Origin of the sequence: Mycobacterium sp. (genome assembly GCF_025965855.1) — a bacterium.
Taxonomy (GTDB): domain Bacteria; phylum Actinomycetota; class Actinomycetes; order Mycobacteriales; family Mycobacteriaceae; genus Mycobacterium.
On the sequence record NZ_JAOPWB010000188.1, the window covers coordinates 57,216 to 72,875 of the forward strand.

The following is a 15,660-nucleotide window of genomic DNA, read 5'->3' on the forward strand; positions in this document are numbered from 1 at the left end:
AAACCGTGACTACCTTCGACGGTGACACGTCCGCGGGTGAAGCGGTCGACGTGCAAGAGGTTCCCGAGGGGGCCGAGACCACCGAGACCACTGAGACCTCCGAGACCACTGAGACCTCCGAGACCTCCGAGGCTTCCGAGGCGGAGGCTCAAGCGGAGCCGACCGAAGAGGTCGAGGACGACCCCGCGGCCGCGCTCAAGGCCGAGCTGCGCAGCAAGCCCGGCGACTGGTACGTCATCCACTCGTACGCGGGATACGAGAACAAGGTGAAAGCAAACCTGGAAACCCGTGTGCAGAACCTGGACGTCGGCGACTACATCTTCCAGGTCGAGGTGCCCACGGAGGAGGTCACCGAGATCAAAAACGGCCAGCGCAAGCAGGTCAACCGCAAGGTGCTGCCGGGCTACATCCTGGTGCGCATGGATCTGACCGACGATTCGTGGGCCGCCGTGCGCAACACCCCGGGGGTCACCGGGTTCGTCGGCGCGACGTCGCGTCCGTCGGCCCTTTCGCTTGACGACGTGGTGAAGTTCCTGCTGCCGCGGGGGGCGGCGAAGAAGGCCGCCAAGGGCGCGGCCAGCACCGCCACGGTCGCCGAGATGGGTGGCCTGGAGCGTCCGACCGTCGAGGTCGACTACGAGGTGGGCGAATCGGTGACGGTCATGGACGGACCGTTTGCCACGTTGCCGGCGACCATCAACGAGGTCAACGCCGAACAGCAGAAGCTCAAGGTGCTGGTGTCGATCTTCGGCCGCGAAACCCCGGTCGAACTGACCTTTAGCCAAGTCTCCAAGATTTAGTCAGGAAGGAACCGCAACATCTCATGGCCCCGAAGAAGAAAGTCGCCGGGCTGATCAAGCTGCAGATCCAGGCCGGGTTGGCCAACCCGGCTCCGCCGGTCGGGCCCGCGCTCGGCCAGCACGGCGTCAACATCATGGAGTTCTGCAAGGCGTACAACGCCGCGACAGAAAACCAGCGCGGCAACGTCATCCCGGTGGAGATCACGGTCTACGAGGACCGCAGCTTCACCTTCGCGCTCAAGACACCGCCCGCCGCCAGGCTGCTGCTCAAGGCGGCGGGCGTGGCCAAGGGCTCCGCGGAGCCGCACAAGACCAAGGTGGCCAAGGTCAGCTGGGATCAGGTCCGCGAGATCGCCGAGACCAAGAAGGCCGACCTCAACGCCAACGACATCGACGCCGGCGCCAAGATCATCGCCGGGACCGCCCGGTCGATGGGCATCACCGTCGAATAACGAAGAACCCGTGGGAGGGCCAGCTTCGGCCCGCTTGGTAACCACGACCCAACATCAGATTGGATGAATCAATGAGCAAGAACAGCAAGGCATTCCGCGCGGCCGTCGAGAAGGTGGACCGCAACAGCCTCTACACCCCGCTGCAGGCGGCCAAGCTCGCCAAGGAAACCTCGTCGACCAAGCAGGACGCGACCGTCGAGGTGGCGATCCGGCTCGGCGTCGACCCACGCAAGGCCGACCAGATGGTCCGCGGCACCGTCAACCTGCCGCACGGCACCGGTAAGACGGCCCGCGTCGCGGTGTTCGCCGTCGGCGACAAGGCCGAGCAGGCGCAGGCCGCCGGCGCCGATATTGTCGGCAGCGACGACCTGATCGAGAAGATCCAGGGCGGGTTCTTGGACTTCGACGCCGCGATCGCCACCCCCGACCAGATGGCCAAGGTCGGGCGCATCGCGCGGATCCTGGGTCCGCGCGGGCTGATGCCGAACCCCAAGACCGGCACCGTCACCCCCGACGTCGCCAAGGCCGTGGCCGACATCAAGGGCGGCAAGATCAACTTCCGTATCGACAAGCAGGCCAACCTGCACTTCGTGATCGGCAAGGCGTCGTTCGACGAGAAAAACTTGGCGGAGAACTACGCCGCGGCGCTCGAGGAGGTGCTGCGGCACAAGCCGTCGTCGTCGAAGGGCCGCTACCTCAAGAAGATCACCGTCTCGACGACGATGGGCCCGGGCATTCCGGTCGACCCGTCCATCACCCGCAACTTCGCAGAGGCCTGATTTTCCTAAGCCGAACGTCGACTTGTTGTGCGCATTCGGTCAGAAACGGCCAACAAGTCCACGTTCGGCGAAGTCACCCCCCGCACTCGGCGATGCGCCGGCGCAAGAACTCGCGGCCCGGCTCAGAGCCGTTGGACTCCAACGCCATTCGGTACCATGTCACTGCTTCGGCGGCCCGCCCCGCGCGCCGAAGCAGGTCGGCGCGCACCGTCGCGACGAGATTCGAGCGGCCCAGCCGGGGGTCATCCGCCACCCTGGCCAGGACGGCGAGGCCGGCGTCGGGGCCGTCGCGGAAACCGACCGCCAGCGCGCGGTTGGCGCGCACCACCGGGGAGTCCGTCATCTGCAGCAGCCGGTCATAGGCCGCGCAGATCGTGACCCAATCCGTTTGCTCCCAGGACGGCGCCGTCGCGTGCAGCGCGGCGATCACCGCCTGCGGCAGGTAGGTGCCCGTCGATCCCTGGGCCTGCCGCAGCCGGTCCAGGCCGCGGGCGATGCGGCCGCGGTCCCAGCGGCGGCGGTCCTGCTCCTCCAGCGGCACCAACATCCCGTCGGCATCCACCCGGGTCGCGCGCCGCGAATCGTGCAGCAGCATCAGCGCCGCCAACGCATGCGCCTCCAGCTCGTGGGGCATCAGCCCGCACAGCTCCTGTGCCAACCGGACCCCTTCGTCGCACAGCTCGTCGCGGATCGCCGACAGTCCGGCGGTCGACCAATAACCCTCCGTGAACACCGAGTAGATGCAGCTGAGCACGTGGGGTGTGCGCTCGGGCAACAGCTCGGCGGGCGGCACCCGCAGCGGGATGTTGGCATGCCGGACCTTGTTCTTGGCGCGCGTGATTCGCTGGCCGACGGCCGCCTCGCTCTGCAGCAGCGCACGGGCGATCTCGCCGACGGTCAACCCGGATACCAACCGCAGCGTGAGCGCCAGCTGGGACTGCCGGTCCAGCGCCGGGTGCGCGCAGGTGAACATCATCCGCAGCTCGTCATCGAGGACGGGATGCGGGTCGGTGTGATCGGTGCGTGCCCGGATCTGGTCCACCACAGCCCCCAATTCCTTTCCGGGACGCACGGATTCGCGGCGCAGCCGATCCCGGGCGCGGTTGCGGGCGACGGTCACCAGCCAACCGCCGGGATTATCCGGCACACCGTCGCGAGACCAGCTGCGAAGCGCCTCGGCGCAGGCCTCCTGGACGGCGTCCTCGGCGACGGTCAGGTCGCCGGACCACCGCGCGAGCGCGGCGACCGCGGGACCCCACTCCCGACGAAAGACGCCGTCCAGGTTGGTCACTCGCGCGACGCTACAGCGCCGAAAGGCCCGCCAGTTGCCGTAGCTCGACGGCGCCAGCCGGGATCATGGATGCGAGCTTGACGGCCTCGTCGCGATCCGCGGCGCCGAGCAGGTAGATGCCGGTGGCCACCTCGGCTCCCTCCACATACGGTCCGTCGGTGACAAGGGCTTCGCCCTCGCGCACCCGCACCGTCGTCGCCGTGGACCGATCGTGCAGTGCGGCGCCGCCGATCACGTGATCGCCCGCGGCGGTCATGAAATCGCCGTGGCGGGCCGCCACCGCCTCCCACTCCGGCGTGCCGGGTGTGTGCGCGGACGCGGGAGTTTCGAGCAGCAGCGCGAGCCAGTCGTTGCCCGTGGGCTTGCGCGACGGCTCAAATGAGTGGAACATAGGCCAGATCTCCACGGCGCCGTCCTTGGCCGCCGGGACGTCACGGGCCAAAGCGATTGCCTCGTCGAGGTTTTCGGCTTCGAACACGTAATAGCCGCCCGCCACTTCGGCGCCTTCGGCGAACGGGCCGTCGGTGATGGTCGGCGCATCCGGGCCGCCGGTGATACGCGCCGCGGCTGCCGCCGGTAGCAGGGCGTCACCGCCGCGAATCGCCGCGACGGCCTTGGCGTGGAACGCCCCGTAGGCCGCCATCTGGGCCGCCCCCTCTTCGGGCGTGCGCTGGCGTTCCCTCATGATCAACAAGGCGAAATACTGCATGTTCGTCACCTCCGGTAGTGAGCGAAGCCCCGTGCTCCACTCTCTACCTATTCGACGAACGGCGCAGCCTCAATCCGACACCGCGATAAAAATCAGGTGACGGCGCCCGGCTTGAGGTAGGTCACCAGGCTGCAGTCCAGCAGCTCATCGGCGAAGTAGTGCTCGCAGCCGCGCAGGTATTTCATGTACCGCTCGTAGACCTCTTCGGAGGTGACCTCGATGGCCTTGTCCTTGTTGGACTGCAGCGTGTCGCCCCAGATGCGCAGCGTCTTGATGTAGTGCGGCCGCAGCGAAAGTGGTTCGGGGACAGTGAAACCCGCCTTTTCGCCGTGCTCGACCATCATCTCGGTGGACGGCAGGCGACCGCCCGGGAAGATTTCGGTGATGATGAACTTGATAAAGCGCACCGTCTCGAAGGTCAGTTTCTTGCCGCGGGCGGCCATGTTGTAGGGGTGATAGCTAACGCTGCTTTGAACGGTCATCCGGCCGTCGTCGGGCATGATGTCGAAACATCGCTTGAAGAAGTCGTCATAGTTCTCGTGCCCGAAGTGCTCGAAGGCCTCGATCGACACGATCCGGTCGACCGGCTCGTTGAAGTCCTCCCAGCCCTGCAGCCGCACCTCATGGGCGCGGTTGGTGGCGAGTTCGCGCAGCACCTGCTCGCAGCGGGCGTGCTGGTTCCTGGACAGGGTCAGGCCGATGACGTTGACGTCGTACTTCTCGATGGCGCGCTTCATGGTGGAGCCCCAGCCGCAGCCGATGTCCAGCAGCGTCATACCAGGCTTGAGATCCAGCTCGTCCAGGTTCAGGTCGACCTTGGCGATCTGGGCTTCCTCGAGCGTGATGTCCGGCGGCTCGAAGTAGGCGCAGCTGTAGATCCGGCTCGGGTCCTGGAACAAAGCGAAGAAGTCGTCCGAGACGTCGTAATGGGCCTGGATGTCTTCGGAGCGTGTCCGCGTCTTCGTCGGGCCAGTCGGTTGCTCAGCCATGCTCGTCTTGTTCTCCTGGAATGAAGTTCACCGCCGGAATCGCAGGTATGCGTCGTGGCGTTATCTGACGTGCAAGGATACCGAAGTTCACTTCTCCAGCGTGAACTGGTTGCAGTCGATGTAGCCGGTCCTGAATCCCTTGGCGCAACCAGTCAGATACTTCATGTACCGCTCGTACATCTCTTCGGACTGAAGCGCGACGGCCTCGTCCTTGCGCGCCTCCAGGGCCTCGGCCCAGAAATCAAGGGTCCTGGCGAAGTCCAGCTGCAGCGACTGAACATGGGTCACTTTGAATCCGACCTTCGCCGAGTGTTCCTCGACCTTCTCGATCATCGGCAGTCGACCGCCCGGGAAAATCTCGGTCACGATGAACCTGATGAACTTGGCCAACTCCATCGTCACAGGTATTCCGCGCTCCATGAGCTGCTTTCCATGCAACCCCGTGATCGCGTGCAGCAGCATCACCCCGTCGTCGGGCAAGGCTTCGTAGGCGAACTTGAAGAAATCGTCGTAGCGGTGGAAGCCGAAGTGCTCCAACGCCTCAATGGTGACGATGCGGTCCACCGGGCCGCTGAACTCGGCCCAGTCACGCAGCAGGACCCGGCGTGAGCGGCCGCTGTCGACCTCGTCGAGCACCTGCTGGCAGTAGGCGTGCTGGTTCTTCGACAGGGTCAGTCCGACGACGTTGACGTCGTACTTCTCGACGGCCCGCTTCATCACCGAGCCCCAGCCGCAGCCGACGTCGAGCAGGGTCATCCCGGGCTGAAGCCCTAGCTTGTCCAGCGTCAGGTCAATCTTGGCGATCTGCGCCTCGTGCAGGGTCATGCCTTCGCGTGGGAAGTAGGCGCAGCTGTAGGTGCGGGTGGGATCCACGAACAATGCGAAGAATTCGTTCGACAGGTCGTAATGCGCCTGGACATCGTCGCGATTGGATCGCAAGCGGGCGGAGACCGTTGCTTTGTTAGACATGTTTCCTCCCATGCTGGCACCTCGGTCTAGATGCCATCCCCCGGCACCCTACACGCGGCATTGAATATCCCCCGTATTTGAGGTCGCGAGAACCGGGATTTTCCGATCGTATGTCCCCAGATACGATCGAGATATCAGTCTTACTCGCGAACCACTACTTCTCCAGAGTGAACTGGTTCACGTCTATGTAACCGACGCGGAAGGCGTTGGCGCAACCGGTCAAGTACTTCATGTACCGCTCGTAGATCTCGTCGGACTGGATCGCGATGGCCTCGTCCCGGTGCGCTCGCAGGGCCTGCGCCCACAGGTCGAGCGTCCTCGCGTAATGCGGCTGCAGCGACTGCCGGCGAGTCAACGTGAAACCCGACTTCGCAGACCGTTCCTGCACCATCTCGATCGACGGCAGCCGGCCGCCCGGGAAGATCTCGGTGACGATGAACTTGATGAAGCGGGCCATCTCGAACGTCAGCGGTATGCCGCGCTCGACGCACTGCGGTCCGGTGAGCCCGGTGATCGTGTGCAGCAGCATCACGCCTGCGTCGGGCGGGCCGGGAAGGATTCGGTGGGCGAGCTGGAAGAAGTCGTCGTACCGATCGTGGCCGAAGTGCTCAAACGCGCCGATCGACACGATGCGGTCGACGGGCTCGTCGAACTGTTCCCAGCCGGCCAGCAATACGCGCTTGCCGCGCGCGCTCTCCATCTCGTCGAACGACTTCTGCACGTGAGCGGCCTGGTTCTTCGATAACGTCAGGCCGACGACGTTGACGTCGTACTTCTCGATCGCCCGCCGCATGGTCGCGCCCCAACCGCAGCCGACATCGAGGAGCGTCATGCCGGCCTGCAAGCCCAACTTGCCCAGCGCCAGATCGATTTTGGCTACCTGCGCCTCTTCCAATCTCATGTCGTCGCGCTCGAAGTACGCGCAGCTGTAGGTCTGGGTGGGGTCCAGGAACAGGCGGAAGAAGTCGTCGGATAGGTCGTAGTGCGCCTGCACGTCGTCGAAGTGCGGCGTCAGATCCTTGGCCATGGCGTCATGTGCCTTCCCGACCTTCCGGCCCATCGGTGCTCAGGCGGTGCGCGCCGGAATTTTTCCCTGCACGCGTGCACTCCGATTCAGGCGTGCGGGTCCTCACTTCGTCAGGGTGTATTGGCCGACGTTGGAGATGCCTTTGCGGAAGAGGTTCGCGCAGCCGGTCAGATAGTGCATGTAGCGGTCGTAGACCTCCTCGGACTGGATGGCGATAGCGCGTTCGCGATTGCCCCGCAGGTTGGCCGCCCACGTGTCCAAGGTCCGCGCGTAATGCGGCTGCAGCAATTGGATTTCATCGACCGAGAACCCACTGGCCTTTGCATTTTCGATGATGTCGACTTCGCCGCACATCCCCCCGCCGGGGAAGATCTGCGTCCCGAGGAAGTGAAAGAAGCGCAGATCACTCATCGTCACCGTGATGCCATGCTCTTTCCAGTACGTCTGCGGGTACGTGAATATGCTGTGCAACAGCATCCGGCCGTCGGCGGGAAGCATGTCGTAGGCGCGGTCGAAGAACCAGGGCCAACGGTCCTTTTTGAACGCGTCGAAGGCCTCGACGGTGATGATCCGGTCGACCTTCTCGTCGAACTCTTCCCAGCCTTGCAGCCGCGCCTCGGCGCGCCGCGTGGTCGGGATCCCGGCCAGCCTGGCCTTGCTGCGCGCGTAGTGATTTCGGCTCAGGGTGATGCCGATGACATTGACGTCGTACTTCTCCACTGCCCGGACTACCGCACCGCCCCACCCGCATCCGACGTCGAGCAGCGTCATCCCCGGCTCGAGGTTCAGCTTGTCCAGCGCGAGGTCCAACTTGGCGATTTGCGCCTCTTCGAGGGTCATGTCGTCACGCTCGAAGTAAGCGCAGGTGTAGACCATGCCGGGGTCGAGGAACAACCTGAAGAAGTCGTCGGAAATGTCGTATGTCGACTGCGACTCTTCGTAATAGGGTTTCAGCTTCGCCATTATTAGACATCCTCCCAACGCCAACCAACCGTACAACGCGGTAAGAGCTCCCGTGAAATTCACCGGGGCACTCCGGAAACGGCGCGGCCCTTGGCCTCAGCTGGCTTCGGCGAAGTTGCTAGTCAGCACGCTGATCAGCCGACCCCACAGTTGCTGAGGCAGGTCGTGGCCCATGCCGTCAAACAAGACTAGTCGAGCGCCGTTGATGCCGCGCGCGACGGCGCGGCCGCCGGAGGGCGGCATCAGCTTGTCGGCGCGGCCGTGTATCACCACGGTCGGTGCGACCGTCCGCCGGTTGTAGCCGAGCAGGCTGCCGCTGGCCATGATCGCGCTGAAATGCCGGGCGACGCCCCAGGGGTAATAGCTGCGCTCGTAGCCTTCTATGGCCTCGGCCCGGACCTGCTCCTCGGGCGCGCGGTAGCGCGGGCTGCCGGTGATCTTGGTGACGCGCACGACGTTGTCGACGATCACATCGAGGGGCGAACCGGGCGGCGGGCCCTTGAGCACCGCCAGCAGGGCGCGCGGGGCGGGCGGCGGCAGAAACGGGCGATTGTTGCTGGAGAAGATGACCGCCAGGCTCCTGGTCCGCTCGGCGAATCGCGCCGCGAAGACCTGCGCGATCATGCCCCCCATCGACGCCCCGACGACGTGGGCGCGCTCGATGCCCAAGTGATCGAGCACGGCGGCCGCGTCGTCCGCCAGGTCTTCCAGCGCGTAGGCCGCCTCGCCGCGCACCCCGAACCAAAACCGCAGCAGCCGTGGCACCAGGGGCTGGCCGGCGCCCGCCGGCTTCGTCTTGCTGGACAGGCCGACGTCGCGATTGTCGTACCGAATGACCCGCAGGCCCTGTCCGGCGAGCTTCTCGCAGAACGCCGTCCGCCACAGCAGCAGTTGCGCGCCCAGCCCCATGATCAGCAGCACGGGCGGGTCGTCGACGTCACCCATGTCCTCGTAGTAAAGCTTGAGGTCGCCCGAGATGGCCGTGCCGGCGCGTATTTCCATCACACTGCTCTAGACCTCAACGTCGGTCTGATGCTCGCGGCTGACCTCGACCATGAAGTTCGCGAAGTAACCCGTCAGCTGCGGGTCCGACATCATCTGCCACTTCGGCGCCAGGAGCTTCATGTACCGCTCGACGTAGAGGAACTGCTTGCCGATGAGCACGAGCTCCCGGGGCAGCTTGACGTCATAGGCGTCGGCCAGCGTCGACAGCTGGCGCCCGATGTCGGCATAGGACATGTCGCCCAGCGTCTGCATGGTCAGCGGGGTGGCGAATTTCTCCAGGTCCTCGGCGGCCTGGGCCTCGGGCTTCATGGTGCCAACGGCGCCCATCAGCACCACGATCTTTCCGGCCGAGGCGTGGTCCTTCTTGACCAGCAGCGCGTACACCAGCTCGCGCAGCAGCCAGCGGGTGCGGGGGTCGATGCGGCCCATGATCCCGAAATCGAAGAACACGATGCGGCCCTGGTCGTCGACGTAGAGGTTCCCGGCGTGCAGGTCGCCGTGGAACAGCCCGTGCCGCAGTCCGCCCTCGAACAGCGAGAACAGCAGCGCTTTGACCAGCTCGGTTCCGTCGAACCCGGCCTTGCGGATGGCGGCGGTGTCATCGATGCGGATGCCGTGCACCCGCTCCATCGTCAGCACCCGCTCGGTGGTGAAGTCCCAGCGCACCTGCGGTACCCGGATGTTTTTGCCCAGCGGTGAGGAGTGCAGGTGGGAGACCCACGCGTCCATCGACTGCGCCTCGAGCCGGAAGTCCAACTCCTCGGCCAGATTGCCGGAGAAGTCGGCGACGACGTCCTGTGCCGACAGCCGGCGGCCCAGCTTGGCCAGCTCAACGGCCTGGGCGAAGCGCTTGAGGATCTGCAGGTCGGCCGCGACCCGGCGCCTGATCCCCGGGCGCTGGATCTTGACGACGACCTCCTCGCCGCTGTGCAGGGTGGCGTAGTGCACCTGCGCGATGGACGCCGACGCGAACGGCGTCTCGTCCCACTCGGCGAACAGCTCGGCCGGGTCAGCGCCGAGCTCGTCGACGAAGAGCTTGTGCACCTGTTTGGCGTCGGCGGGCGGCACCCGGTCGAGCAGGCCGCGGAATTCGCGGGACAGCGACTCGCCGAACGCGCCGGGGCTGGACGCGATGATCTGCCCGAACTTGACGTATGTCGGCCCCAGATCGGCGAAGGTGTCGGGGAGCTGCTTGATCACCTTCTGCTGCCAGGGCCCCTTGCCGGGCAGCTTGGTGACGACGCGGGCGGCGGCGCGGGTGACCTGCCAACCGGTGGCTGCTACCCGGGCCGCTTCAACCGGCAACGGTACCCGGTCGAGCTTGGCCACCTCGCGGTGTTTGGTAGTAGTCATCTCAGCAGTCTGCCAAATCGTAAGTGTCAAGTCCCAATTCCTGTGAGCGCGCTCACGGTTCCCCGGAGCGCGAAGTGCTCGGTGAGGGTCTCGACGATCGGCCGCCAGGCGGGTTTCGGAAGGTCGTGTCCCATCCCGTCGACCACGACGAATCGCGCGCCCGGGATGGCCGCGGCGACCGCGCGCCCGTTACGTGGCCGGACCATCGGGTCGGCCGAACCGTGCAGCACGACGGTCGGGGCGGTGATCGCCTTGCTGTAACCGAGGAGGCTGCCGGTGCCCAGCACGGCGTCGAACTGGCGCAGCATGCCCGGCGGGTAGCTGCAGCGGTCCGCGAGTTGCTGCACCCGTTTGCGCAGCTCGGCGTCGGGTGGCAGGAAGTTCGGGCCGTTGAACACCGCGACGTTGCGCACCTCGAAGGCCAATTTCTCCTCGGCGGAGGCGTCCTTGGCCGGCGGATCGAAGGCCAGCCTGATGACGCGCCAGGCCGGCAACGCGGAAAACCGCTTGCCAGTGGTCGACATGATGATGCCCAGGGACGCCACCCGTTGCGGCTCGACGGCCGCGAGGATCTGCGCGATCATCCCGCCCAGCGAGGCGCCCACCACATGGGTGCGGCCGACGCCCAGATGGTCGAGCAACGCCACCACGTCCGCGGTCATGTCGATCAGGGTGTAGGGCACGCGACTGGGCCTGCCCAGCAGGTAGCGGCCGACGCGCCGGTACACGGAGCCCCGGGCCCGCAGTCCGTGCATCTTGGCCGACAGCCCGGTGTCGCGGTGGTCGAAGCGGATGACGCGGTAACCGGCGTCGACCAGTTGCGCGCAGAAGCCGTCGGGCCACATCGGCAGCTGGGCGCCCAGGCCCATGATGAGCAGCGCGGGCGGCGCGGCTGGGTCGCCGAGATCCTCGTAGTAGAGCTCGACCATCCCATCAGGCCCTTCGGGCACTACGCGGCGCGCGACGCCGCTACGGATTTGCGCTATTTCCTCCAGGGCTGGACCCATCCTTCGATCTGCCAGTTCTCCAGCCCGGCGATCAACTCGTACATGGTGGCGCCGTCGATGGTCTCCCGGACGATGTCGGCGTGCCCGGCGTGGCGGGCCAGCTCGTTGATCACGTGCAGGATCACCCACCGCACCGACCAGGCCTTCTGGTTTTTGGGGAACCAGGGGATGTCCTGCGGCACGGGCACCGCGGCGTCGAGGTCGGCGGTTTCGACCACGCGTAGCGATTCCGCGTTCTGGGCTTCGAACGCCCGCAGCAGCCCGGCCAGGGTCGCGTCGGGCCGCATCACGTGCTGGTCGCCGAACTCCTTGGCGATCTCCGGGAACGGCCGAGGGTCCTTCGGGGGCAGGTCAGGCGCGGCGTCGACGCGTGCCATCCAGGTGCGTTGCATCGCGGTGGCGTGCTTGATCAGCCCGCCGACCGATAACGCGCTGACCGAAGGTGTCGAGCGGGCCTGTTCGTCGGTGAGGCCGTAAGAGACGGCGAAGTAAGCGCTTTGGTGGAACGCCATGAATTCGCGCAGAGCGCTGCGTTCGTCGGCGACGGGCGGGGCGAGGGCGGGCATTTCAATCCTCCTGGTTGCCTGTGTGTTGATGGAGGTAAAGGTCTCGGAGGCAAGCGATTTCAGCACCATGGTGAATCGCTTCCCGATTGATGTGCAAGACCAGCTCGCTTAGCGGGTAGTCGGCGTATGGCCCTTCGGCCGGGCCGCAGCGGCGGGTCAGGTCGGCGGCGGACAGCGACCGCACACCGGTAATCCATGCGGTGTACGCCTCGTCGAGTTGTCTGAGCGCGGTGGCGGAGTCGGTGGCGTAGTCCCAACTCTGGTAGTCGGCGGGCTGCCCGCCGAAATGGTGCTGGTTGCGCATCGCGAACACCCCGACGATGACGTGGGCCATCCGCCAGGCGATGGTGGTGAACGGCGCCGGGCTGGGCTGCGGATACACGAAGTCGATTGACCCGTCCGGATGCACGGTCCAGCAGTCGGGCGCCGGTTGCCAGAAGTACTCGGCGTCGGTGAGACCGTCCAGGCGAGGGCGCAGCTGTGCGCGCCAGTGCCAGTTGAGCTGGTCGGCCAGTTGTGTGGTCAGGTCCGCCATGTGACCGAGCTTGCCAGCACGGGGTGACATGCTTTTCGCATGGAGGTGGTTTCGGCGGAATCGACCGAGCTCTTCATTGGCCCGCCGGACGCGCCGCTGCAGCTGGCGCGCGTGACAGTTTCCGGCTGCACCGAGCCGACGCCCATTCGCGTCGACGGCGACGGTCTGAGCGGGGAGGCCGTCGCCGGCATCGGGTGTGAGGTCATCGAGGTCCCGGTCGCGGTCGACCGTCCGGTCGTCGGTCAGCGCCGGGCCGCGCGGGTGCGCGCCGGCCGCGCCGGCACGCCGTTCGAGCTCGTCGTGGCCGAGCCCGGGTGGACGATGTTCATGGTCAGTCACTTCCACTACGACCCGGTCTGGTGGAACACGCAGGGCGCCTATACCAGTGAGTGGGCCGCGGACCCGCCGGACCGGCAGGCCAACGCCTTCGAGCTGGTCCATGCGCATCTGGAGATGGCCCGCCGCGAGCCCCAGTACAAGTTCGTGCTGGCCGAAGTGGATTACCTCAAGCCGTACTGGGATACCCGGCCCGAGGACCGCGCCGACCTGCGCCGGTTCCTGGCCGAGGGCCGCGTCGAGGTGATGGGCGGCACCTACAACGAACCCAACACCAACCTCACCAGTCCGGAAACGACCATCCGAAACCTGGTGCACGGCACCGGGTTTCAGCGTGACGTGCTCGGTGCCGACCCGGCCACGGCGTGGCAGCTCGACGTGTTCGGGCACGACCCCCAATTTCCCGGGCTGGCCGCCGATGCGGGCCTGACGTCGAGTTCGTGGGCCCGCGGCCCGCACCACCAGTGGGGACCGACCCAGGGCGGTGACGTCGACCGCATGCAGTTCTGCAGCGAGTTCGAGTGGATCGCGCCGTCGGGCCGCGGCCTGTTGACCCACTACATGCCCGCCCACTACGGGGCGGGCTGGGGGATGGACTCATCGACCTCGCTGGCGGAGGCCGAGGACGCCACCTATGCGCTGTTCCGCCGGCTCAAGAGGGTCGCGTTGACGCGCAACGTGCTGCTGCCCGTGGGCACCGACTACACCCCGCCGAACAAGTGGGTCACAGCCATCCACCGCGACTGGGCCGCGCGCTACACCTGGCCGCGGTTCGTGTGCGCGCGGCCGCGGGAGTTTTTCGCGGCGGTGCGCGCCGAACTGACGCAGCGCCGCGCTGAGCCCTCGCCGCAGACCCGCGACATGAACCCGATCTACACCGGCAAGGACGTGTCCTACATCGACACCAAGCAGGCCAACCGGGCCGCCGAGAACGCCGTCCTGCAGGCCGAGCGCTTCGCCGTCTTCGCCGGGCTGCTGACCGGCGCCGAGTATCCGCAGGCGGCGCTCGCCAAGGCGTGGGTGCAGCTGGCCTACGGCGCGCACCACGACGCCATCACCGGCTCGGAGTCCGACCAGGTCTACCTTGACCTGCTGACCGTCTGGCGCGACGCGTGGGAGCTGGGCCGCGCCGCCCGGGACAACTCGCTGGCGCTGTTGTCCAGCGCGATCGACACCCGGGCCGGTGACGTGATCGTGTGGAACCCGTTGGCGCAGCGGCGGACCGACATCGTCACCGCGCGGCTCGACGCGCCGCCCGGCGCGGGGGTGCGGGTGCTCGATCCCGAGGGCACCGAGCTGCCCGCGCAGGTCGACCACGACGGGCGGTCGGTCACCTGGTTGGCGCGCGATGTGCCGTCGCTGGGCTGGCGGGCCTACCGGCTGATGCCCACCGACGGACAGTGCGGCTGGGAACCGGTGTCCGGGGCGGCGATCGCCAACGAGCACTACCGGCTGGAGGCCGACCCGGCCCGGGGTGGGGCGGTGGCGTCGCTGGAGCAAGATGGCCGGCAGCTGATCGCCGACGGCCGGGTGGGCAACGAGCTGGCCCTCTACGAGGAACACCCGTCGCACCCGGGGCAGGGGGAGGGGCCGTGGCATCTGCTGCCCAAGGGTCCGGTGGTCCGCTCGTCGGAATCGCCGGCGCGGGTGCGGGCCTACCGTGGCCCGCTTGGGCAGCGCCTGGTCGTGCACGGCGGCCTCGCCGGGCAGCTGCGCTACACGCAAACCCTGACCCTGTGGAAGGGGTTGGCGCGGCTGGACTGTCGCACCGCCATCGACGAATTCACCGGGGAAGACCGCTTGTTGCGACTGGGCTGGCCGTGCCCGGTGCCGGGCGCCATGCCGGTCAGCGAGGTGGGCGACGCGGTCGTCGGGCGGGGCTTCGCGCTGCTGCATGACGGGGCCCGCTCGGTGGACACCGCGCACCACCCGTGGACGCTGGACAACCCGGCCTACGGCTGGTTCGGCCTGTCCTCGACGGTGCGCATCCGGGTCGGTGCCGACGCGCGGGCGGTATCGGTGGCCGAGGTGGTGTCGCCGGCGGAGGCGGTGTCCGGGCCGCTGGCGCGCCAGCTGATGGTCGCGCTCGTCCGCGCCGGTGTCACGGCCACCTGCAGCGGCGCCGACAAGCCGCGCTACGGCTGCCTCGACGTCGACTCCAACCTGCCCGACGTCCGGATCGCGCTGGGCGGGCCCGCTCGCAACGTCTTCACCAAAGCCGTTCTGGCACAGGCGGACCCGGAGTACTCCACCGAACTCGAGCGCCAGCTGGCGGAAACGGGGCGGGCCAGGGTCTGGGTGCCGGCCGAGACGCCGTTGGCCGCCGCTTGGGTGCCCGGCGCGGACCTGCGCCCGCCGCGGGCGCTGCCGGTCCTGGTGATCGACGGCGACCCCAGAGTCTCCGAGGACGGCCTGGCCGCTGAGATCGCATCGGTGGTCGACGACCTTGCGGACGCCGAGATCCTCGTCAACCAGCAAGCGCCGGCGGGCCTGGAACGCTTCGAATCCCGCACCGTCGCGCTGCTCAACCGCGGGGTGCCCAGCTTCGCTGTCGAGACCGATGGCACCCTGCACACCGCGCTGATGCGGTCCTGCACCGGCTGGCCGTCGGGCGTCTGGATCGACGATCCGCGCCGCACCGCGCCCGACGGCTCGAACTTCCAACTCCAGCACTGGACACACGTTTTCGACTACGCGCTGGTCTGCGGTGACGGCGACTGGCGGGAGGCCGAGATCCCCACGCGCAGCACCCAATTCGCCCATCCGCTGCTCGCCGTCGTCGCCGGGAACGGACGCGGCGGGCTGGCGCCGGCCGGTTCGCTGCTGCACGTCGGGCCCGCCGGCGCGGTGCACCTGGCGGCCCTCAAGGCGGCCGGCAA

Annotated in this window: 15 protein-coding genes; 4 read left to right on the top strand and 11 right to left on the bottom strand. The window is 67.1% G+C overall.

Features of this window, described 5'->3' with window-relative positions:
* The first annotated feature begins 5 nt into the window (after positions 1–5).
* From nusG to rplA, 3 genes are all read left to right on the top strand, one after another.
* Positions 6–800 (top strand): transcription termination/antitermination protein NusG, encoded by a 795-nt coding sequence (gene nusG, locus JWP83_RS15985; RefSeq protein ID WP_297731630.1) that lies wholly within the window; start codon positions 6–8, stop codon positions 798–800.
* Between the two features lie 23 nt (positions 801–823).
* Positions 824–1,252: a 50S ribosomal protein L11 gene (gene rplK, locus JWP83_RS15990; protein WP_297731632.1), complete on the top strand. Its 429-nt coding sequence runs from the start codon at positions 824–826 to the stop codon at positions 1,250–1,252.
* A 71-nt stretch (positions 1,253–1,323) separates the two neighbouring features.
* Complete coding sequence (rplA, locus tag JWP83_RS15995) at positions 1,324–2,031, top strand: 50S ribosomal protein L1 (protein WP_297731635.1); 708 nt, start codon at positions 1,324–1,326, stop codon at positions 2,029–2,031.
* Positions 2,032–2,104: 73 nt separating this feature from the next.
* Here rplA and JWP83_RS16000 read toward each other — a convergent pair whose 3' ends face one another.
* From JWP83_RS16000 to JWP83_RS16050, 11 genes are all read right to left on the bottom strand, one after another.
* Positions 2,105–3,322 (bottom strand): sigma-70 family RNA polymerase sigma factor, encoded by a 1,218-nt coding sequence (locus JWP83_RS16000; RefSeq protein ID WP_297731637.1) that lies wholly within the window; start codon positions 3,320–3,322, stop codon positions 2,105–2,107.
* Between the two features lie 10 nt (positions 3,323–3,332).
* Positions 3,333–4,031, bottom strand: coding sequence for a YciI family protein (locus JWP83_RS16005; RefSeq protein WP_297731640.1), 699 nt, complete (start codon positions 4,029–4,031; stop codon positions 3,333–3,335).
* A gap of 92 nt (positions 4,032–4,123) precedes the next feature.
* Positions 4,124–5,020, bottom strand: coding sequence for a hydroxymycolate synthase MmaA4 (gene mmaA4, locus JWP83_RS16010; RefSeq protein ID WP_297731642.1), 897 nt, complete (start codon positions 5,018–5,020; stop codon positions 4,124–4,126).
* 87 nt (positions 5,021–5,107) lie between these two features.
* Positions 5,108–5,989 (bottom strand): cyclopropane mycolic acid synthase family methyltransferase, encoded by an 882-nt coding sequence (locus JWP83_RS16015; RefSeq protein ID WP_297731643.1) that lies wholly within the window; start codon positions 5,987–5,989, stop codon positions 5,108–5,110.
* A 154-nt stretch (positions 5,990–6,143) separates the two neighbouring features.
* The gene (mmaA2, locus tag JWP83_RS16020; protein ID WP_297731645.1) at positions 6,144–7,016 is read right to left on the bottom strand and encodes a cyclopropane mycolic acid synthase MmaA2; all 873 of its coding nucleotides are present in this window, start codon (positions 7,014–7,016) and stop codon (positions 6,144–6,146) included.
* 102 nt (positions 7,017–7,118) lie between these two features.
* The gene (locus tag JWP83_RS16025) at positions 7,119–7,979 is read right to left on the bottom strand and encodes a cyclopropane mycolic acid synthase family methyltransferase (RefSeq protein ID WP_297731648.1); all 861 of its coding nucleotides are present in this window, start codon (positions 7,977–7,979) and stop codon (positions 7,119–7,121) included.
* 96 nt (positions 7,980–8,075) lie between these two features.
* The gene (locus tag JWP83_RS16030; RefSeq protein ID WP_297731650.1) at positions 8,076–8,981 is read right to left on the bottom strand and encodes an alpha/beta fold hydrolase; all 906 of its coding nucleotides are present in this window, start codon (positions 8,979–8,981) and stop codon (positions 8,076–8,078) included.
* Between the two features lie 9 nt (positions 8,982–8,990).
* A complete protein-coding gene (locus tag JWP83_RS16035; protein WP_297731653.1) occupies positions 8,991–10,337 on the bottom strand; it encodes an AarF/ABC1/UbiB kinase family protein in 1,347 nt (448 codons plus the stop codon).
* Positions 10,338–10,363: 26 nt separating this feature from the next.
* A complete protein-coding gene (locus JWP83_RS16040; protein ID WP_297731677.1) occupies positions 10,364–11,266 on the bottom strand; it encodes an alpha/beta fold hydrolase in 903 nt (300 codons plus the stop codon).
* A 53-nt stretch (positions 11,267–11,319) separates the two neighbouring features.
* On the bottom strand, positions 11,320–11,910 hold the full coding sequence (locus JWP83_RS16045) for a DinB family protein (RefSeq protein ID WP_297731656.1): 591 nt from the start codon (positions 11,908–11,910) through the stop codon (positions 11,320–11,322).
* A 1-nt stretch (position 11,911) separates the two neighbouring features.
* The gene (locus JWP83_RS16050; protein ID WP_297731659.1) at positions 11,912–12,445 is read right to left on the bottom strand and encodes a DinB family protein; all 534 of its coding nucleotides are present in this window, start codon (positions 12,443–12,445) and stop codon (positions 11,912–11,914) included.
* A 39-nt stretch (positions 12,446–12,484) separates the two neighbouring features.
* Here JWP83_RS16050 and JWP83_RS16055 point away from each other — a divergent pair.
* The coding region (locus JWP83_RS16055) for a glycoside hydrolase family 38 C-terminal domain-containing protein (protein ID WP_297731662.1) at positions 12,485–15,660 on the top strand (3,176 nt) is incomplete at its 3' end.